This is a genomic window from Pseudomonas sp. PDM04 (assembly GCF_014851765.1).
Taxonomy (GTDB): Bacteria; Pseudomonadota; Gammaproteobacteria; order Pseudomonadales; family Pseudomonadaceae; genus Aquipseudomonas.
The window spans coordinates 178,366-197,451 of record NZ_JACVAI010000009.1; the positions used below are offsets into that span (position 1 = coordinate 178,366).

Below are 19,086 nucleotides of genomic sequence, written 5' to 3' on the forward strand. Positions count from 1 at the left end.
GCTCCCGTGGTCAGTCGTCGAGCGCTTGCACGCGAACCCGCGCGGTGCCGCTGCGGATCATGCCCAGTTGCTCGGCGGCTTCGTGAGACAGGTCGATCAGGCGTCCACGGGTGTGCGGCCCGCGATCGTTGATGCGGACCACGCAGGATTGGTTGTTCTTCAGGTTGGTGACCTTCACCCGCGTGCCGAAGGGCAACTGGCGGTGGGCGGCGGTCAGAGAATTCTTGTCGAAACGTTCGCCACTGGCGGTGCGCTTGCCCTGGTGCCTGGCGCCGTAATAGGACGCGATGCCCGTCTGGTCGTAGCCGTGTGGATCGACGGTATCGGTACTGGCGCAGCCGGCCAGTAGCGAGAGCAGGGCGAAGCTTGCGAACAGACGCTTCATTCAGGGGGTTCCAGATAGCAACTGCAGGAGCGAGCACGCTCGCTCCTGCAAGGGGCGGAGCCAGGCTTGTCTGCTGGCTCCATTCTCATCAGCCTTCGAGCTTGCTTTTCAGCAGTTCGTTGACCTGTTGCGGGTTGGCCTTGCCCTTGGAGGCTTTCATGGCCTGGCCGACGAAGAAGCCGAACATCTTGCCGCGTTTGGCTTCATCCGCCGCGCGATATTGCTCGACCTGCTCGGCATTGGCCGCGAGCATCTCGTCCAGTACCGCCGAAATCGCGCCACTGTCGGTCACTTGCTTGAGGCCGCGCTTGTCGATGATCTCGTCCGCGCTGCCTTCGCCGCTGGCCATGGCCTCGAACACGACTTTGGCGATCTTGCCGGAAATGGTGTTGTCCTTGATGCGCAGCAGCATGCCGCCCAGTTGCTCGGCCGATACCGGCGACTGGTCGATGTCCAGGCCCTGTTTGTTCAACAGGCTGCCCAACTCCACCATGACCCAGTTCGCCGCCAGCTTCGCGTCGCCGCTGATGCTCGCAACTTTCTCGAAGTAATCGGCTTGCTCGCGGCTGGTGGCCAGGACGCTGGCGTCATAGACCGACAGGCCGAACTGTTCCTGGAAGCGCTCGCGCTTCTGCGGTGGCAGTTCCGGCAAGGTCGCGCGCACTTCGTCGAGGTAGGCGTTTTCGATGACCACCGGCAGCAGGTCAGGGTCGGGGAAGTAACGGTAGTCGTTGGCTTCCTCCTTGCTGCGCATCGGGCGGGTTTCGTCCTTGTTCGGATCATACAGGCGGGTCTGCTGGATGACCTTGCCACCGTCTTCGATCAGTTCGATCTGACGCTGGATTTCGCTGTTGATCGCCTTCTCGATGAAACGGAACGAGTTGACGTTCTTGATCTCGCAGCGGGTGCCGAACTCGACCTGGCCTTTCGGGCGGATCGACACGTTGCAGTCGCAGCGCAGCGAACCTTCGGCCATGTTGCCGTCGCAGATGCCCAGGTAGCGCACCAGCGCGTGGATCGCCTTGACGTAGGCCACGGCTTCCTTGGCGCTGCGCATGTCCGGCTCCGACACGATTTCCAGCAGCGGCGTGCCGGCGCGGTTCAGGTCGATGCCGCTGGCGCCGTTGAACTCTTCGTGCAGGCTTTTGCCGGCGTCTTCTTCCAGGTGCGCGCGGGTGATGCCGACGCGCTTGACCGTGCCGTCCTCCAGGGCGATGTCCAGGTGGCCCTTGCCGACGATCGGCAGCTCCATCTGGCTGATCTGGTAGCCCTTGGGCAGGTCGGGGTAGAAATAGTTTTTACGGGCGAACACGTTGTGCTGGCCGATTTCGGCATCGATGGCCAGGCCGAACATGACCGCCATGCGCACCGCTTCCTGGTTCAGCACCGGCAGTACGCCGGGCATGCCGAGATCGACCAGGCTGGCCTGGGTGTTCGGCTCGGAACCGAAAGTGGTGGAACTGCCGGAAAAGATTTTCGACCGGGTGGTGAGCTGGGTGTGAATCTCCAGCCCGATCACGACTTCCCATTGCATGTGTTTCTCCTCAGAAGCCGGTTGGGGTGCGGGTGTGCCAGTCGGTGTTCAACTGGTACTGGTGCGCAACGTTGAGCAAGCGGCCTTCCTGGAAATACGGGGCGAGCAGTTGCACGCCGACCGGCAGACCGTCGACGAAACCGGCCGGCATCGACAGGCCCGGCAGGCCCGCGAGGTTGGCGGTGATGGTGTAGACGTCTTCCAGGTACGCAGCGACCGGGTCGCTGTTCTTGGCGCCAAGCTTCCAGGCCGGGTTTGGCGTGGTGGGGCCGAGAATGATGTCGACCTCGTTGAAGGCGGCCATGAAGTCGTTCTTGATCAGGCGACGGATCTTCTGTGCCTTCAGGTAGTAGGCGTCGTAGTAGCCGGCCGAGAGCGCGTAGGCGCCGACCATGATCCGGCGCTGCACTTCCGCGCCGAAACCTTCGCCACGGGAACGCTTGTACAGGTCGATCAGGTTTTTCGGGTCTTCGCAGCGGTAGCCGAAACGCACGCCATCGAAACGCGACAGGTTGGAAGAGGCTTCCGCCGGGGCGATCACGTAGTACGCCGGAATCGCGTGCTGCATGTTCGGCAGGCTGATCTCCTTGATCACGGCACCGAGTTTCTGCAGTGCCTTGACGCTGTCCTGGATCAGCTCGGCGATGCGCGGGTCGAGACCGGCGCCGAAATATTCCTTCGGTACACCGATGCGCAGGCCCTGCAGCGAACCGTTGAGGCCGGCGCTGTAGTCAGGCACGGGCTCGTCGATGCTGGTGGAGTCGTTCGGGTCGAAGCCGGCCATGCCTTGCAGCAGGATGGCGCAGTCTTCGGCAGTGCGCGCCAGAGGGCCGCCCTGATCGAGGCTGGAAGCGTAGGCGATCATGCCCCAGCGCGAGACGCGACCGTAGGTCGGTTTCAGGCCGGTGAGGTTGGTCAGCGCGGCGGGCTGGCGAATCGAACCGCCGGTGTCGGTGCCGGTGGCTGCCGGCAGCAGGCGCGCGGCAACCGCCGCCGCCGAACCGCCGGACGAGCCGCCCGGAACGTGTTCCAGGTTCCACGGGTTTTTCACTGCGCCGTAGTAGCTCGACTCGTTGGCCGAGCCCATGGCGAATTCGTCCATGTTGGTTTTGCCCAGCGTCACCGCGCCGGCGGCCGCCAGCTTGGCGACCACGGTGGCGTCGTACGGGGCCTTGAAGTTGTCGAGCATCTTCGAGCCGCAGCTGGTGCGAATGCCCTGAGTGCAGAACAGGTCTTTATGGGCGATCGGCGCGCCGAGCAGGGCGCCGCTCTCACCGTTGGCCCGGCGTGCGTCAGCGGCTTTGGCCTGCTGCAGCGCGAGCTCTTCGGTGAGGCTGATGAAACTGTTGAGCTGGGGATCGAGCTGGGTGATACGCGCCAGCAGGGTTTTGGTCAGCTCTTCGGAAGAAAACTTTTTATCGGCGAGGCCGCGGGCGATCTCGGCCAGAGTCAATTGATGCATTGCAGGCTCTTTCCCTTTAGTCGATGACTTTCGGAACCAGGTACAGGCCGTTTTCGACCGCTGGTGCGATGGACTGATAGGCCTCGCGATGATTGGACTCGGTCACGACGTCTGCACGCAGGCGCTGGCTGGCTTCCAGAGGATGGGCGAGGGGCTCGATACCGTCGGTATTGACCGCCTGCATTTCGTCGACCAGACCCAGAATGCTGTTCAGGGCCGAAGTAATATGTGGAAGATCGACTTCATTCAGGCCAAGGCAGGCCAGATGAGCGATTTTTTCCACGTCGGAGCGTTCAAGCGCCATGGGAATCTCCAGTGGAAAACAGGACGGAAGGCGTCCGTGTGTTAGATTGTCGGAACACTATCGCACTTCTACGGTCAATAAGGCCGCGATTGTGGGGCTTGGTGCACAGAAAAGCGGCCAATTTAACATATTGGCGCCTTGCCCAAAATCCCTGTCGTTGTTAGAGTTTGCCGCACTTTTTTACCCACGCGTTGCCTAGGGTCCCTTTCCCATGTTCAAGAAACTGCGTGGCATGTTTTCCAGCGATCTTTCCATTGACCTGGGCACTGCCAACACCCTTATTTACGTGCGCGAGCGCGGCATCGTCCTGAATGAGCCATCGGTTGTGGCTATTCGGACACACGGTAACCAGAAAAGTGTCGTCGCTGTCGGCACCGAAGCCAAGCGCATGCTTGGCCGTACGCCGGGCAATATCGCGGCCATTCGTCCGATGAAGGACGGCGTCATCGCCGACTTCAGCGTCTGCGAAAAGATGCTGCAATATTTCATCAACAAGGTTCACGAGAACAGCTTTCTGCAGCCTAGCCCGCGTGTGCTGATCTGCGTTCCGTGCAAATCCACCCAGGTTGAGCGCCGCGCCATCCGTGAATCGGCCCTCGGTGCCGGTGCACGTGAAGTGTTCCTGATCGAAGAGCCAATGGCTGCAGCGATCGGTGCCGGCCTCCCGGTCGAGGAAGCACGCGGTTCGATGGTCGTCGATATCGGTGGCGGTACCACCGAAATCGCACTGATCTCCCTCAACGGTGTGGTGTACGCCGAATCCGTACGAGTGGGCGGCGACCGTTTCGACGAAGCGATCATCACCTACGTGCGTCGCAACTACGGCAGCCTGATCGGCGAGTCCACCGCCGAGCGCATCAAGCAGGAAATCGGCACCGCTTACCCGGGCGGCGAAGTGCGTGAGGTCGACGTCCGTGGCCGTAACCTGGCCGAAGGCGTACCACGCGCATTCACCCTGAACTCCAATGAAGTGCTGGAAGCTCTGCAAGAGTCGCTGGCCACCATCGTTCAGGCGGTGAAAAGCGCACTGGAGCAATCGCCTCCGGAACTGGCTTCCGACATCGCCGAGCGTGGCCTGGTGCTGACCGGTGGTGGCGCCCTGTTGCGCGACCTCGACAAGTTGCTGGCCCAGGAAACCGGTCTGCCGGTGATCGTTGCCGAAGATCCGCTGACCTGCGTGGCTCGCGGCGGTGGCCGTGCATTGGAAATGATGGATAAACACACCATGGACCTGCTTTCCAGCGAATAAGTCGCCGGATTGCCTCTATGCTGTTGCGCGCGCAGGCGGCACTTTGCAGTGCCGCCTGTTGGCGTTTATCTTCTGTCAATCTGTATCCAGGCCGGTCTGGCGTATGAATAAACGGAACATTTGCCTGGGAGGAGCGGCTTATTAAACCGCTTTTCACCAAAGGGCCTTCACTGGGCGTGCGCTTGTTGGTGCTGGCCGTGCTTTCGGTCGCGCTGATGGTGGTCGATGCCCGCTTCTCGCTGCTCAAGCCGGTGCGTAGCCAGATGTCGTTGGTGCTGATGCAGTCCTACTGGATCACCGACCTGCCGCAGCGGCTGTGGCAAGGTGTGGCCAGCCAGTTTGGCAGCCGTACCGAACTGGTCGCCGAAAACGAAAAACTCAAGACCGAAAACCTGCTGTTGCAGGGGCGCATGCAAAAGCTGGCGGCCCTCACCGAGCAGAACGTGCGGCTGCGCGAGTTGCTCAACTCCTCCGCGCTGGTCAATGAGAAAGTCGAAGTGGCCGAGTTGATCGGCATGGACCCCAACCCCTTTACCCATCGCATCATCATCAACAAGGGTGAGCGCGACGGCGTGGTCCTCGGCCAACCGGTGCTCGATGCCCGCGGCCTGATGGGCCAGGTGGTCGAGTTGATGCCCTACACCTCCCGCGTGTTGCTGCTGACCGACACCACCCACAGCATTCCGGTACAGGTGAACCGCAACGGCCTGCGGGCGATTGCCAGCGGCACCGGCAACCCCGAGCGCCTGGAGCTGCGTCACGTGGCCGACACCGCCGACATCAAGGAAGGCGACCTGTTGGTCAGCTCGGGTCTCGGCCAGCGGTTCCCGGCAGGTTACCCGGTGGCCACGGTCAAGGAAGTGATTCACGACTCCGGCCAGCCGTTCGCCATTGTCCGCGCCGTGCCGACGGCCGCCTTGAACCGCAGCCGTTATCTGCTGCTGGTGTTCAGCGACAACCGCACGGCCGAAGAGCGCGCCAATGACGCGGCGCAGGCCCAGGAACACCTGGATGCGCAGGGTGGCGGGCCGGTCATTCCACCGACCGTACCGAAACCTGTCGGCGTGATTGCCCCGGCCGCCGCGGCCCCCGCCGCCACCCCGGCGACGCCTGCGACGGCACCGGCGGCAACCCCGGCCAAGCCGCCTGCCGCACATCCCGCCGCTGCCAAGCCGCCCGCGACGACACCGGCCGCCAAGCCACCTGCTGCCGTGAAACCGGCCGCCAAACCGCCTGTCTCCGCGCCGGCCACCACAGGGGGAAGAGAATAATGCCCGGTGCAACCGCCTCCCGAAACGGCTGGATGGTCTGGATGACCTTCGCCATCGGCCTGTTGCTCAGTGTTTCGCCACTGCCGCAGTTCATGGAAATCCTCCGCCCCTTGTGGCTGGCCCTGCTGCTGGCATTCTGGGCCCTGGCCATGCCGCAGAAAGTCGGCATGGTCACCGCCTGGTGCCTGGGGCTGGCTGAAGACGTGCTCTACGGCACATTGCTGGGCCAGAATGCCCTGATCCTGACACTCATCACGTTCCTGGTGCTGTCGTTGCAACAGCGGCTGCGGATGTTCCCGATGTGGCAGCAAAGCCTGGTGATCCTGGTGATCTTCGGCCTTGCGCAGTTGGTGCAGCTGTGGCTCAGCGCCTTGACCGGCAACCGCCAGCCGACGCTGGCGCTGGTCCTGCCGGCATTGGTCAGCGCGTTGCTCTGGCCCTGGGTCAGCTTCGGTTTGCGTGGCTTGCGTCGACGTTACAAAATCAGCTGATTCACTCAGGCATTGGCCCGCACTTGGTGACACGGGGCACTAAACAGGGAGATGTCTTGATGAAACAGTTGTACCTCGCCTCTGGCTCGCCGCGTCGGCGTGAACTGCTCACGCAGATCGGCGTGCCGTTCACCGCGATCAGTGCGGACATCGATGAAACCCCTCTGAACCATGAATCGCCGTCGGCCTACGTCGAGCGCCTTGCGCGCGGCAAGGCGCAGGCCGGGCGCGGGGCTGTGCCGTCCGGCACGGCCTTCTGCGTGCTGGGTGCCGATACCGCCGTGGTGCTCGACGGGAAAATTCTCGGCAAACCGGTGGACGAAGCCGACGCGTGCGCCATGCTTATGATGTTGGCCGGTCGGGAACATGAAGTCCTGACCGCCATTGCCGTGCTTGACGGCGAGCGTTGCGAGTCACGGGTTGTGCGCAGTCTGGTGCGCTTCCGTCCTGTCGATCGTGCTGAAGCCGCCGCCTACTGGGCGAGCGGCGAGCCTCGGGACAAGGCGGGTGGCTATGGTATCCAAGGGCTGGGCGCGGTGTTCGTCGCTGGCCTCAGCGGCAGTTACTCCGCCGTGGTTGGATTGCCGCTGTGCGAAACCGCTGAGTTACTTGGCCGTTTCGACATACCCTGTTGGCAAACCCTTAACGCGCTCTGAGCGCCGTAATGACAAGATGCGGCCATTATCGTGAACATGCCTGAACGAGACCCTGCCATGAGTGAAGAAATCCTGATCAACATCACGCCGATGGAGTCGCGCGTGGCGGTGGTTGAAAACGGTGTTCTGCAAGAGGTCCACGTCGAGCGCACACAAAAGCGCGGGATCGTCGGCAACATCTACAAGGGCAAGGTGGTGCGGGTTTTGCCGGGCATGCAGGCGGCGTTCGTCGACATCGGTCTGGACCGTGCGGCCTTCATTCACGCATCGGAAATTTCCCTTCGCGAAGGTCCGGCAGTCGAAAGCATCAGTGCACTGGTCCATGAAGGCCAGAGCCTGGTGGTGCAGGTCACCAAGGACCCGATCGGTTCCAAAGGCGCACGCCTGACCACCCAGTTGTCGATCCCTTCGCGATACCTGGTGTACATGCCGCGCACCGCGCATGTCGGCATTTCCCTGAAGATCGAAGACGAAGCCGAACGCGAACGCCTCAAGCAGGTGGTCTCCGATTGCGTGGCCAGGGAAGGAATCAAGGAAGCGGGTGGGTTCATCCTGCGAACGGCCGCCGAGGGCGCAGGCGCGGATGAAATCCTCATGGACATCCGCTATCTGCGCAGGCTCTGGGACCAGATCAGCGAACAGATCAAGACGATCGGCGCACCGAGCGTGATCTACGAAGACCTCGGCCTGGCCTTGCGTACCCTGCGCGATCTGGTCAGCCCGAAGATCGAGAAAATCCGCATCGACTCCCGGGAAACCTTCCAGAAAACCACGCAGTTCGTCGCAGAACTGATGCCGGAAATCGCCGATCGTCTGGAGCATTACCCGGGCGAGCGGCCGATCTTCGACCTCTACGGCGTCGAGGATGAAATTCAGAAGGCCCTGGAGCGCAAGGTCCCGTTGAAGTCCGGCGGTTACCTGGTGGTGGACCCGGCGGAAGCCATGAGCACCATCGACGTCAACACCGGGGCGTTCGTCGGTCATCGCAACCTCGAGGAAACCATCTTCAAGACCAACCTCGAGGCCGCGACCGCCATCGCTCGCCAGCTGCGCCTGCGCAACCTGGGCGGGATCATCATCATCGACTTCATCGACATGGAAGACGAGGAACACCAGCGCCAGGTGCTGCGCACCCTGGAGAAGCAACTGGAGCGCGATCACGCCAAGACCAACATCATTGGCATCACCGAACTGGGCCTGGTACAGATGACGCGCAAGCGCACCCGAGAAAGTCTCGAGCAGGTGCTGTGCGAGCCCTGCACCAGCTGCCAGGGGCGTGGCAAGCTCAAGACGCCGGAAACCGTTTGCTACGAAATCTTCCGCGAAATCCTCCGCGAGGCTCGCGCTTATCAGGCGGAGGGCTATCGTGTATTGGCCAACCAGAAAGTCGTTGATCGCTTGCTGGACGAGGAGTCGGGCAACGTTGCCGAGCTGGAAGGTTTTATCGGGCGCACCATCCGGTTCCAGGTCGAAACCATGTATTCCCAGGAACAATACGACGTGGTGCTGCTCTGAACCCCTGTGTTCCATCCTCACTAGAACGGCTGGCCTCAGCTTGTTGCAGTTTTTTTGCCATGGGAGCCAACTGACATGGAGCGTCTCACACGCGTAATGGCCGCACTGACCCGCTGGGGTCTGGGCCTGTGCGCGTTGGCTTTGGTGCTGATGGCGCTGTACGTCAGCCTGGGGCGCGAGCTGACGCCGCTGGTGGCCGAATACCAGCCCGAAGTCGAGGCCAAGGGCAGCGAAGCGCTGGGCATGCCGCTGAACATTGGATCGCTGGAGGGCAGCTGGCACGGCTTCGCCCCGATCCTGTTCGCTCGCGACGTCATGGTGGGCGAGGGAGCCAACGCCCTGCACCTGGATCAGGTGCGTGTGGTGCCGGATATCTGGGCCAGCCTGCTGGCACGCGAAGTGCGCATCGCTCATCTGGAACTCAACGGCCTGAAAATCAGCCTCAAGGAAGGCGAGGACGGTCATTGGGCGCTGGAAGGCCTGCCGGTGCAGCAGGACCAGCCGCTGGACCCGGAACAACTGCTCAATCGCATGCAGGCGGTGCAGCAACTGTCGGTGCTCGACAGTCAGGTGACCCTGCAGCCCTTGGACCAGCCACCGCTGACGTTGACCTACGTTGGCCTGAACCTGAAAACCGGCGCCTACCGCCAGCGGCTCGATGCGCGGCTGAACCTGCCCGATGGCCAGCCCGTGGCGATGAGCCTGCGCACGCGCATTCGCGCCAGCCAGTGGCAGGACGGCGAAGCGCAGGCCTATTTGAGCCTGCCACAGAGCGATTGGTCGAAATGGCTGCCTGAGCGCGTGACCCGGCAATGGAATTTTTCCCGGATCAAGGCCGGTGGCGAGCTTTGGTTCAACTGGGACAAGGGCGCGTTGCAGAGTGGCGCAGTCCGTTTGAACGCGCCGCAGATCAAGGGCGCCTACGCCGAGCGCAAACCGGTCCAGATCAACAACCTTGCGCTGAACGGTTACTTCCAGCGTGGCGCCGAAGGCCTCCTGGTGACCCTGGACTCCCTGGCCATGAATCTCGGCGAAACCCGCTGGGAGTCGCGCTTGCAACTGAGGCAGAGCCTGGCCACCGACAAGGCCCAGGAACTCTGGCACCTGCAAGCCGACCGCCTCGACCTGACCCCGCTGACGCCGTTGCTCAATGCCCTCGCGCCGCTCCCGCAGGGGGTCGCCACAGCGATAGAACGGCTCAAGGTCACCGGTGGCCTGCGCAACGTGCTGGTCGACTTTCGGCCCGGTGCCAGCGACGACACCAAGGTCAGCTTTGCCGCCAATCTCGAGCAGGTGGGTTTTGACGCCTACCACGGTGCGCCGGCCGCGCGTAATGTCAGCGGCAGCATCAGCGGTGACCTCGGTCACGGCGAGCTGCGGATGGACAGCAAGGATTTTGTCCTGCACCTGGACCCGATCTTCGCCAAACCCTGGCAGTACATCCAGGCCAATGCCCGTCTGACATGGAAGCTCGACAAGGAAGGCTTCACCCTGATCGCGCCCTACCTGAAGGTGCTGGGCGAGGAGGGCAAGATTGCCGGGGACTTCCTCATCCGCCTGCATTTCGACCACACCCAGGAAGACTACATGGACCTGCGGGTCGGTCTGGTGGACGGTGATGGCCGATACACCGCCAAGTACCTCCCCGAAGTGCTCAGCCCGGAACTCGATGAGTGGTTGCGCACCGCCATCCTCAAGGGCGCGGTCGATCAGGGGTTCTTCCAGTATCAGGGCTCGCTGAACCATGGGGCCGCCGACGCTGACCGCAGCATCAGTCTGTTCTTCAAGGTCCATGATGCCGAACTGGCGTTCCAGCCGGGTTGGCCGCATGTCAGCAAAGTCAGTGGCGATGTGTTCATCGAGGACAGCGGCGTACGGATTCTGGCGAGCAAGGGCCAGTTGCTCGACACCCAGGTCAGCGACATCTACGTCAACATCCCGCATGCGCCTGCCGGGCAAAGCGTCCACCTGTTGCTCGATGGCGGGTTCGCCGGCGGCCTCGGGGATGGCTTGAAAATCCTCCAGGAAGCGCCGATTGGTACTGCCGACACTTTTGCCGGATGGCAGGGCGAAGGCGATCTGCAGGGTAAGCTGAAACTCGATATCCCGTTGGCCAAGGGCGAGCAGCCGAAGATTCTGGTCGACTTCAAGACCGCCAAGGCACGTTTGAAACTGGCGGATCCAGAGCTCGAACTGACCCAGCTCAAGGGCGATTTCCGTTTCGACAGCGACAAGGGGCTGAGCGGGCAGAACATCGCCGCCCGAGCTTTCGACAAACCGGTCACCGCGCAGGTTTTCGCCGACGGCAGCCCGGGCAGGATCAAGACCCGGGTCAGCGCCTCGGGACAGGTCGAGGTCAAGAAACTCACCGATTGGCTGAAGGTGACCCAGGCGTTGCCGGTGTCAGGGGTTATCCCGTACCAACTGCAACTGAACCTGGGGGGCGACGACAGTCAGTTGCTGATCAACTCCAGCCTCAAGGGGGTGGCGGTCGACCTGCCTGCGCCGTTCGGCATGGCGAGCGATGTCGGGCGCGACACGATGTTCCGCATGACCCTGCAAGGGCAGGAGCGTCGTTACTGGGTCAAATATGGCGAGTTGGCGAGCTTCACCTTCGAAGCGCCACCGGGCAATTTTGCCGAGGGTCGTGGCGAGTTGTTCCTGGGTAACGGCGATGCAGTGCTGCCCGGCGCCAAGGGCCTGCGGGTGCGCGGCGCGCTTTCCGAACTGGATATCGGGCCGTGGAAAGACCTGGTGGACAAGTACGCTGGCCAGGACCCGGGCGGCAGTGCCAAGCAGTTGCTCAGCAGTGCGGACTTCAAGGTCGGCAAGCTCAGCGGCTTCGGGACTACGCTGGACCAGGCATCGGTGCAGGTGAACCGCAAGCCGGCAGCCTGGGCGCTGCAACTCGACAGCCAACAGGTCAAGGGCACCGTCGGCATTCCGGACGCAAAGGCCGCGCCGATCGCGGTCAATCTGCAATATGTGCGGTTGCCGGCGCCGGACCCGACGGTCCTGGCCGATGAAAACTCACCGGACCCGTTGGCCAGCGTCGATCCCACCCGGATCCCGGCAATGGATATCACCATCAACCAGTTGTTCCAGGGGCAGGACCTGGTCGGTGGCTGGTCGCTCAAAGTGCGCCCGACCGGCAAGGGCATCGCGCTCAATACCCTGGACATGGGGCTCAAGGGCATTCTGTTGCAGGGCGATGGCGGTTGGGAAGGTCCTCCAGGAGCCTCAGCCAGCTGGTTCAAGGGGCGGGCCAGCGGCAAGAACCTTGCGGATGTGCTGAAGGGCTGGGGCTTTGCGCCGAGCGTCACCAGTGAAGAGTTCCACATGGACGTCGACGGCCGCTGGCCGGGTTCACCGGCGTGGCTGGCCACCAAGCGCTTCTCCGGCACCCTCGATGCCTCGCTGAACAAGGGGCAGTTCGTCGAAGTGGAGGGCAGCGCCCAGGCCTTGCGGGTGTTTGGCCTGCTCAACTTCAACTCCATTGGCCGTCGCCTGCGCCTGGATTTTTCCGACCTGTTCGGCAAGGGCCTGAGCTACGACCGGGTCAAGGGACTGCTGACCGCGACGAACGGTATCTACGTGACCAGCAAACCGATTGTGATGACCGGCCCGTCGAGCAACGTGGAGCTGGATGGCACGCTGGATCTGGTGAACGAGCAGCTTGACGCGAAACTGCTGGTGACCTTGCCGGTGACCAACAACCTGCCGATCGCCGCGCTGATCGTCGGTGCACCGGCCGTCGGGGGCGCCCTGTTCCTGATCGATAAGCTGATCGGTGATCGCGTGTCGCGTTTCGCCAGCGTGAAATACACCGTCAAGGGCCCCTACAAGGACCCGAAAATCACCTTCGACAAACCTTTTTGAAACGCCATCCTTCGGACCGATGGAGTAGCATGGCCGTAGCATCGTGTTGATTTCAAATAAGGATACAGCCCATGTCAGTCGCGGTGATTCAAATGGTCAGCCAGAGCGATGTGCTGGCCAACCTGGCCCAGGCCCGGCATCTGCTCGAACAGGCCGCCGCCCAGGGGGCGAAGCTGGCCGTGCTGCCGGAAAACTTCGCCGCCATGGGGCGTCGTGACATCGCCGACATCGGCCGCGCCGAGGCGTTGGGTGAAGGCCCGATCCTGCCCTGGTTGAAACAGACCGCCCGCGACCTCAAGTTATGGACAGTGGCCGGTACGTTGCCATTGCCGCCGATGGATCGGCCGACGGCCAAGGTGCATGCGTGTTCGTTGCTGGTCGACGATCAGGGCGAGACAGTGGCGCGCTACGACAAGCTGCACCTGTTCGACGTGGATGTGGCGGACAGCCGCGGGCGTTATCGTGAATCCGATGACTATGCTTTCGGGAGTGGTGTGGTGGTGGCGGACACGCCGGTCGGCCGAGTGGGCCTGACGGTGTGCTATGACCTGCGCTTCCCCGAGCTGTACAGCGAATTGCGTGCCGCCGGCGCCGAGTTGATCACCGCGCCGTCGGCCTTTACCGCCGTCACCGGCGCCGCGCATTGGGAGGTGTTGATTCGTGCGCGTGCCATCGAGACTCAGTGTTATGTGCTCGCGGCCGCCCAGGGTGGAACGCATCCGGGGCCGCGGGAAACCTGGGGCCATGCCGCGATTGTCGACCCCTGGGGGCGGATACTGGCCCAACAGGATCAAGGCGAGGCCGTGCTGCTGGCCGACCGTGATAGCAGCGAACAGGCGTCCATCCGGGCGCGGATGCCGGTGTCCAGTCACCGGCGCTTTTTCTCGCAGGGCGCCCGGCGACCTGCCTCAGAACGATGAATTTAAGGCGTAAAGCATATGAGCGAGTTGTTGTCCTCAGTCAGTGAACATCTCCTGGCGCCCGGTGGCGTCACCATCGAGAGCCTGCAAGCGGTGCTCGGTGATCTGGCCGGCCCGGGCATCGATGCCGCCGACCTGTATTTCCAGGGACAGATTTCCGAGTCGTGGGCGCTGGAAGACGGGATCGTCAAGGAAGGCAGCTTCAATCTCGACCAGGGTGTTGGCGTGCGCGCGCAATCGGGTGAAAAAACCGGATTTGCCTACAGTAACGCCATCACCCTGGAAGCCCTGGGCGCGGCGGCTCGCGCTGCCCGTTCCATCTCCCGTGCCGGACAGAGCGGCACGGTGCAGGCGTTCACCGCCCAGGATGTCGCTCAGCTCTACGCCCCGGACAACCCGCTGGAAGTGCTGACCCGCGCCGAGAAAGTCGAATTGCTCAAACGCATCGACGTCGCGACCCGCGCCCTCGACCCGCGAATCCAGCAAGTGACCGTGAGCATGGCCGGGGTCTGGGAGCGCATTCTGGTGGCCGCCACCGATGGCAGCCTGGCGGCGGATGTGCGGCCGCTGGTGCGTTTCAATGTCAGCGTGATCGTTGAGCAGAACGGCCGGCGTGAACGTGGTGGTCATGGAGGGGGCGGGCGTACCGACTACCGCTATTTCCTCGCCGAAGACCGCGCCATGAGTTATGCCCGTGAAGCGCTGCGTCAGGCGCTGGTCAATCTCGAAGCCATTCCGGCACCGGCCGGTACGTTGCCGGTGGTGTTGGGCTCAGGCTGGTCCGGCGTGCTGTTGCATGAAGCGGTCGGCCATGGCCTGGAAGGGGACTTCAACCGCAAGGGCAGCTCTGCCTACAGCGGTCGCATGGGCGAGCGCGTCGCGTCCAAACTCTGCACCATCGTCGATGATGGCACGCTGGCCGGTCGTCGCGGGTCGCTGAGCGTCGACGATGAAGGCACGCCAACCGAGTGCACCACACTGATCGAAAACGGTGTTCTCAAAGGCTACATGCAGGACAAGCTCAATGCGCGCCTGATGGGCGTGGCCCGTACCGGCAACGGTCGTCGCGAATCCTATGCCCATCTGCCGATGCCCCGCATGACCAACACCTACATGCTAGCGGGCGAAAGCGACCCGGCGGAAATCATCGCTTCGGTAAAACGCGGCATCTACTGCGCCAACCTCGGCGGCGGCCAGGTGGACATCACCAGCGGCAAGTTCGTGTTCTCCACCAGCGAGGCGTACCTGATCGAGGACGGCAAGATTACCGCGCCGGTCAAAGGCGCGACGTTGATCGGCAACGGTCCGGAAGCCATGAGCAAGGTGTCGATGGTCGGTAACGACCTGTCGCTGGACAGCGGCGTGGGCACGTGTGGCAAGGATGGGCAGTCGGTGCCGGTGGGCGTCGGCCAGCCAACGCTGAAGATCGATGCGATTACCGTGGGTGGCACGGGCGCATAAAGGAAAGGAGCGGCGAGTGAGTCGCGTGGCGACTCACTCGCCTGGACACTCAACGCAGGCCGCGTTGCGTTTCGTCCAGCTCACGGATGTACTTGAAGATTTTACGGCTGGAGGCAGGAGGCTTGTTTTGCGCAACCTCGTGCTGGGCCTGACGGATCAGGGAGCGCAATTGCTGGCGATCGGCGTCCGGATATTCGCTGACGAATTTTTCCAGAACGGCATCGTCACCGGCAATCAGGCGATCGCGCCAGCGTTCAAGGTTGTGGAAGCGTTCGTTGTACTGGCGAGTGGAGGCATCGAGTTGATCGAGCAGAACCAGAATGGCGTCAGTGTCCTGATCGCGCATCAGTTTGCCGATGAACTGCAGGTGCCGTTTACGCGCGATGTGCGCAACGTGCTTGGGCGCATCGGCCAGGGCCCGGCGCAAGGCGTCGGTCAAGGGCAGTTTTGCCAGCAGGTCAGGCTTGAGTGTCGTGAGGCGCTCGCCGAGGTCAACCAGAGCATGCAGCTCGCGTTTGACCTGGGATTTGCTTTTTTCTCCCGTATCGAGGGAGTCGTCGTAAGAATCAACCATGGTGGCCGTCCGCAAGAAAACGCCGCCATGATAACCAGTCGGGGGCCGCTTGTCCGGCCCGGTCGCTCGAAGGCCTTTACCGAAAGCAGAATTTGAGTGGAGAACAGCATGAGTGCAGTTGAAAGCGTCGGCCCACAAGCGTTGCCGGCACTGCAGGAACAAGTCGAGCAAATCATCGCTGAAGCCAGGCGCCAGGGCGCCAGCGCCTGTGAAGTCGCGGTGTCGCTCGAGCAGGGCCTGTCGACGTCGGTGCGCCAGCGTGAAGTCGAAACTGTCGAATTCAACCGTGACCAAGGGTTTGGCATCACCTTGTATGTGGGCCAGCGCAAAGGGTCGGCCAGCACCTCGGCCAGTGGCCCGGAGGCCATTCGCGAAACCGTTGCTGCGGCACTGGCCATTGCCAGGCACACCTCGGAAGACGAAGCTTCGGGCCTGGCCGATGCCGCGCTGATGGCCAAGGATCTGCAGGATTTCGATCTGTTCCACGAATGGGACATCACCCCGGAACAGGCCATCGAGAAAGCCCTGCTCTGTGAGGCGGCGGCCTTTGATGCCGACGCCCGGATCAAGAACGCCGATGGCACCACGCTGAGCACTCATCAGGGCTGCCGTGTCTATGGCAACAGCCATGGTTTCATCGGTGGTTACGCGTCGACGCGTCATAGCCTCAGCTGCGTGATGATCGCCGAGGCCGACGGCCAGATGCAGCGCGATTACTGGTATGACGTGAATCGCCTGGGCCATCTGCTCGCCGACCCGGTGAGCATCGGTCAACGCGCGGCGCAGCGGGCGGCCAGCCGTCTGGGCGCGCGCCCGGTACCGACCTGTGAAGTGCCGGTGCTGTTTTCCGCCGAGCTGGCCGGTGGCTTGTTCGGCAGTTTCCTCTCGGCGATTTCCGGCGGCAGCCTGTATCGCAAGTCCTCGTTCCTGGAAGGCACCCTCGGACAGAAGTTGTTCCCGGAATGGCTGACCCTCGATGAGCGTCCGCATCTGGCGCGTGCCCTGGGCAGCGCGGCGTTCGATGGCGATGGCCTGGCCACGTACGCCAAACCGTTCGTCGAAAAAGGCGAGCTGGTGTCCTACATCCTCGGCACGTACTCCGGGCGCAAGCTGGGCATGCCGAGCACCGCCAACGCCGGCGGCGTGCATAACCTGTTCGTCAGCCACGGCGACGAGGACCAGGCTGCCTTGCTGCGACGCATGGGCCGCGGTCTGCTGGTCACCGAACTGATGGGCCAGGGCCTGAACATGGTCACCGGCGACTACTCGCGCGGTGCCGCAGGTTACTGGGTGGAAAACGGCGAAATCCAGTTCGCGGTCCAGGAAGTGACCATTGCCGGCAACATGCGCGACATGTTCAAGCAGATCGTCGCGGTGGGCAACGACCTGGAGGTGCGCAGCAACATCCGCACGGGCTCGGTGCTGATCGAGCGGATGACGGTAGCGGGCAGCTAAACCTTCTGCTTGTTTAAAAAAGGCGCGCCACCAATCGGGTGGCGCGCCTTTTTTATGGGCCGTTGTTGGGCGTCCAGACCATTGACGGGCTTGTTTTGGTTCTCATTATCATCTAATAATAAATCTCATTATCGAATGAGCCCGAGACATGAGTTCTGCCTTGCACGAGCAGCCGTACCTCGACAGCTGGCGCTGGATGAGTCGCCAGATCCGTTGCGCGCTGGACCCCAATGAGCCGCGCCTGATCGAACACTACCTCGCCGAAGGCCGCTATCTGGCGTGTTGCACGGCCACTTCACCCTGGACCATCGCCGAAACCACGTTCCGTCTGCTGCTCGACACCGCCGCCGATGTCGCGCTGCCGTGGCACTGGCGGACATTCTGCCTGGACCAGGCGTGGCGCCCGTTGCGCGATCTCGAACGCCTGTCGCTGTGCAAGTGCCGGCTCAAGCGCTGGCAGAGCTACACCTGGCAACTGGCGACCTGCGAGTTGCAACCCTCGATTCCCCTCATAGAACTGGTGCAAGGATTTTCAGATGAACAAGACTCGTATTGAGCGCGACAGCATGGGCGAACTTCAGGTCCCGGTGGATGCGCTCTACGGCGCCCAAACCCAACGTGCAGTGGATAACTTCCCGATCAGCGGCAGACCGATGCCGGTGCAGTTCATCCGGGCCTTGATCCTGGCCAAGGCCGCCGCCGCCAGGGCCAACATCGAACTCGAGCAGATCAGCGAGGCCCAGGGCCGAGCCATCGTCGACGTCGCGCTGGAGCTGCTCAAGGGCGATTTCATGCAGCACTTCCCGGTGGATATCTTCCAGACCGGTTCCGGCACCAGTTCCAACATGAACGCCAACGAAGTGCTCGCGACGCTCGCCAGCCGTCGGCTCGGCGAGCCGGTGAACCCCAACGATCACGTCAATTGCGGCCAGAGCAGCAACGACATCATCCCGACCACCATCCATGTCAGCGCAACGCTGGCGTTGCATGAGCAACTGCTGCCGGCGTTGACGCGCCTGGTCCAGGTGATCGAGCGCAAGGCCGAAGAGGTTCATCACCATGTCAAAACCGGTCGCACCCACCTGATGGACGCGATGCCGGTGCGCATGAGCCAGGTGCTCAACGGTTGGGCGCAACAGCTGAAGGCCAATATCGGCCACCTGCAAGGGTTGCTGCCGAGCCTGCAATCCCTGGCGCAAGGCGGCACGGCGGTGGGGACCGGGATCAATGCGCATCCACAGTTTGCCGCGCGTTTCAGCGAGGAACTGACGCGCCTGACCCAGGTGCCGTTCCAGCCGGGGACCAACCTGTTCGCCCTGATCGGCTCCCAGGACACGGCGGTGGCGCTCTCCGGGCAGTTGAAAACCACGGCGGTCTCGCTGATGAAGATCGCCAATGACTTGCGCTGGATGAACTCCGGACCGCTGGCTGGCCTGGGGGAAATCGAACTCGAAGCGTTGCAGCCGGGCTCGTCGATCATGCCGGGCAAGGTCAACCCGGTCATCCCGGAAGCGACGGCCATGGTCGCCGCCCAGGTCATCGGCAACGACACGGTGATCGCCATCGCCGGTCAGTCGGGCAATTTCGAACTGAACGTCATGCTGCCGATCATCGCCCAGAACCTGCTGAGCAGCATCGAACTGCTGGCCAACGCCAGCCATCTGCTGGGTGAAAAGGCCATCGCCAGCTTCAAGGTCAACGAGTCCAGGCTCAAGGAAGCGCTGTCGCGCAACCCGATTCTGGTGACCGCGCTCAACCCGATCATTGGTTACCAGAAAGCCGCCGAGATCGCCAAGAAAGCCTACCAGCAGGGGCGACCGGTCATCGATGTCGCGCTGGAACACACCGATCTGTCACGCAGTCAGCTGGAAGAACTGCTCAACCCGGAAAAACTCACCGCCGGCGGCGTGTAATCGCCACCACCGCTTTG

The 19,086-nt window shown here is 62.7% G+C and carries 16 protein-coding genes; 11 read left to right on the forward strand and 5 right to left on the reverse strand.

Annotation, left to right across the window (positions count from 1 at the left end; translation table 11 throughout):
- Nucleotides 1-10: 10 nt before the first annotated feature.
- The 4 genes from IB249_RS28860 to gatC all read right to left on the reverse strand — a co-directional run bounded on the left by IB249_RS28860 (nt 11) and on the right by gatC (nt 3,685).
- A complete protein-coding gene (locus IB249_RS28860; protein WP_192309632.1) occupies nt 11-385 on the reverse strand; it encodes a septal ring lytic transglycosylase RlpA family protein in 375 nt (124 codons plus the stop codon).
- 88 nt (nt 386-473) lie between these two features.
- On the reverse strand, nt 474-1,919 hold the full coding sequence (gene gatB / locus IB249_RS28865) for an Asp-tRNA(Asn)/Glu-tRNA(Gln) amidotransferase subunit GatB (RefSeq protein WP_192309633.1): 1,446 nt from the start codon (nt 1,917-1,919) through the stop codon (nt 474-476).
- A gap of 10 nt (nt 1,920-1,929) precedes the next feature.
- Nucleotides 1,930-3,381, reverse strand: coding sequence for an Asp-tRNA(Asn)/Glu-tRNA(Gln) amidotransferase subunit GatA (gatA, locus tag IB249_RS28870; protein ID WP_192309634.1), 1,452 nt, complete (start codon nt 3,379-3,381; stop codon nt 1,930-1,932).
- A 16-nt stretch (nt 3,382-3,397) separates the two neighbouring features.
- Complete coding sequence (gene gatC / locus IB249_RS28875; RefSeq protein ID WP_192309635.1) at nt 3,398-3,685, reverse strand: Asp-tRNA(Asn)/Glu-tRNA(Gln) amidotransferase subunit GatC; 288 nt, start codon at nt 3,683-3,685, stop codon at nt 3,398-3,400.
- A 211-nt stretch (nt 3,686-3,896) separates the two neighbouring features.
- On the opposite strand from gatC, the gene mreB reads away from it, so the two are divergent.
- The 8 genes from mreB to tldD all read left to right on the forward strand — a co-directional run bounded on the left by mreB (nt 3,897) and on the right by tldD (nt 15,127).
- Nucleotides 3,897-4,934, forward strand: coding sequence for a rod shape-determining protein MreB (mreB, locus tag IB249_RS28880; RefSeq protein WP_002555108.1), 1,038 nt, complete (start codon nt 3,897-3,899; stop codon nt 4,932-4,934).
- A 140-nt stretch (nt 4,935-5,074) separates the two neighbouring features.
- Nucleotides 5,075-6,205 carry a rod shape-determining protein MreC gene (mreC, locus tag IB249_RS28885; RefSeq protein WP_192309885.1) on the forward strand — a complete coding sequence of 377 codons (1,131 nt, stop codon included), beginning with the start codon at nt 5,075-5,077 and terminating at the stop codon, nt 6,203-6,205.
- The gene (gene mreD / locus IB249_RS28890; RefSeq protein ID WP_192309637.1) at nt 6,205-6,696 is read left to right on the forward strand and encodes a rod shape-determining protein MreD; all 492 of its coding nucleotides are present in this window, start codon (nt 6,205-6,207) and stop codon (nt 6,694-6,696) included. Before mreC ends, mreD begins: the two co-directional genes overlap by 1 nt.
- Before the next feature lie 59 nt (nt 6,697-6,755).
- Nucleotides 6,756-7,352, forward strand: a complete 597-nt coding sequence (locus IB249_RS28895) for a Maf family protein (RefSeq protein WP_192309639.1) — start codon at nt 6,756-6,758, stop codon at nt 7,350-7,352.
- Between the two features lie 57 nt (nt 7,353-7,409).
- Entirely contained in the window at nt 7,410-8,867 is a 1,458-nt protein-coding gene (gene rng, locus IB249_RS28900; RefSeq protein ID WP_192309641.1) for a ribonuclease G, read from the forward strand.
- 75 nt (nt 8,868-8,942) lie between these two features.
- A complete protein-coding gene (locus IB249_RS28905) occupies nt 8,943-12,746 on the forward strand; it encodes a YhdP family protein (RefSeq protein WP_192309643.1) in 3,804 nt (1,267 codons plus the stop codon).
- 71 nt (nt 12,747-12,817) lie between these two features.
- Complete coding sequence (locus tag IB249_RS28910; RefSeq protein ID WP_192309645.1) at nt 12,818-13,666, forward strand: carbon-nitrogen hydrolase family protein; 849 nt, start codon at nt 12,818-12,820, stop codon at nt 13,664-13,666.
- An 18-nt stretch (nt 13,667-13,684) separates the two neighbouring features.
- Nucleotides 13,685-15,127 carry a metalloprotease TldD gene (gene tldD / locus IB249_RS28915; protein WP_192309648.1) on the forward strand — a complete coding sequence of 481 codons (1,443 nt, stop codon included), beginning with the start codon at nt 13,685-13,687 and terminating at the stop codon, nt 15,125-15,127.
- A gap of 49 nt (nt 15,128-15,176) precedes the next feature.
- On the opposite strand, the gene yjgA is transcribed toward tldD, so the two are convergent.
- Nucleotides 15,177-15,701: a ribosome biogenesis factor YjgA gene (yjgA, locus tag IB249_RS28920; protein WP_192309650.1), complete on the reverse strand. Its 525-nt coding sequence runs from the start codon at nt 15,699-15,701 to the stop codon at nt 15,177-15,179.
- 108 nt (nt 15,702-15,809) lie between these two features.
- Between yjgA and pmbA the strand changes: the two genes are divergently transcribed.
- The 3 genes from pmbA (at nt 15,810) to IB249_RS28935 (ending at nt 19,069) form a co-directional block, all read left to right on the forward strand.
- Nucleotides 15,810-17,156, forward strand: coding sequence for a metalloprotease PmbA (pmbA, locus tag IB249_RS28925; RefSeq protein WP_192309652.1), 1,347 nt, complete (start codon nt 15,810-15,812; stop codon nt 17,154-17,156).
- 148 nt (nt 17,157-17,304) lie between these two features.
- Nucleotides 17,305-17,712 carry a FagA protein gene (locus tag IB249_RS28930; RefSeq protein WP_192309655.1) on the forward strand — a complete coding sequence of 136 codons (408 nt, stop codon included), beginning with the start codon at nt 17,305-17,307 and terminating at the stop codon, nt 17,710-17,712.
- Nucleotides 17,693-19,069: a class II fumarate hydratase gene (locus tag IB249_RS28935; RefSeq protein WP_192309657.1), complete on the forward strand. Its 1,377-nt coding sequence runs from the start codon at nt 17,693-17,695 to the stop codon at nt 19,067-19,069. Before IB249_RS28930 ends, IB249_RS28935 begins: the two co-directional genes overlap by 20 nt.
- The last annotated feature ends 17 nt before the right edge of the window (nt 19,070-19,086 follow it).

Bases quoted from the DNA above. Each gene is read 5' to 3' on its own strand.
- IB249_RS28860 (WP_192309632.1), bottom strand. From the start codon at position 385: ATGAAGCGTCTGTTCGCAAGCTTCGCCCTGCTCTCGCTACTGGCCGGC.
- gatB (WP_192309633.1), bottom strand. From the start codon at position 1,919: ATGCAATGGGAAGTCGTGATCGGGCTGGAGATTCACACCCAGCTCACC.
- gatA (WP_192309634.1), bottom strand. From the start codon at position 3,381: ATGCATCAATTGACTCTGGCCGAGATCGCCCGCGGCCTCGCCGATAAA.
- gatC (WP_192309635.1), bottom strand. From the start codon at position 3,685: ATGGCGCTTGAACGCTCCGACGTGGAAAAAATCGCTCATCTGGCCTGC.
- mreB (WP_002555108.1), top strand. From the start codon at position 3,897: ATGTTCAAGAAACTGCGTGGCATGTTTTCCAGCGATCTTTCCATTGAC.
- mreD (WP_192309637.1), top strand. From the start codon at position 6,205: ATGCCCGGTGCAACCGCCTCCCGAAACGGCTGGATGGTCTGGATGACC.
- IB249_RS28895 (WP_192309639.1), top strand. From the start codon at position 6,756: ATGAAACAGTTGTACCTCGCCTCTGGCTCGCCGCGTCGGCGTGAACTG.
- rng (WP_192309641.1), top strand. From the start codon at position 7,410: ATGAGTGAAGAAATCCTGATCAACATCACGCCGATGGAGTCGCGCGTG.
- IB249_RS28905 (WP_192309643.1), top strand. From the start codon at position 8,943: ATGGAGCGTCTCACACGCGTAATGGCCGCACTGACCCGCTGGGGTCTG.
- IB249_RS28910 (WP_192309645.1), top strand. From the start codon at position 12,818: ATGTCAGTCGCGGTGATTCAAATGGTCAGCCAGAGCGATGTGCTGGCC.
- tldD (WP_192309648.1), top strand. From the start codon at position 13,685: ATGAGCGAGTTGTTGTCCTCAGTCAGTGAACATCTCCTGGCGCCCGGT.
- yjgA (WP_192309650.1), bottom strand. From the start codon at position 15,701: ATGGTTGATTCTTACGACGACTCCCTCGATACGGGAGAAAAAAGCAAA.
- pmbA (WP_192309652.1), top strand. From the start codon at position 15,810: ATGAGTGCAGTTGAAAGCGTCGGCCCACAAGCGTTGCCGGCACTGCAG.
- IB249_RS28930 (WP_192309655.1), top strand. From the start codon at position 17,305: ATGAGTTCTGCCTTGCACGAGCAGCCGTACCTCGACAGCTGGCGCTGG.
- IB249_RS28935 (WP_192309657.1), top strand. From the start codon at position 17,693: ATGAACAAGACTCGTATTGAGCGCGACAGCATGGGCGAACTTCAGGTC.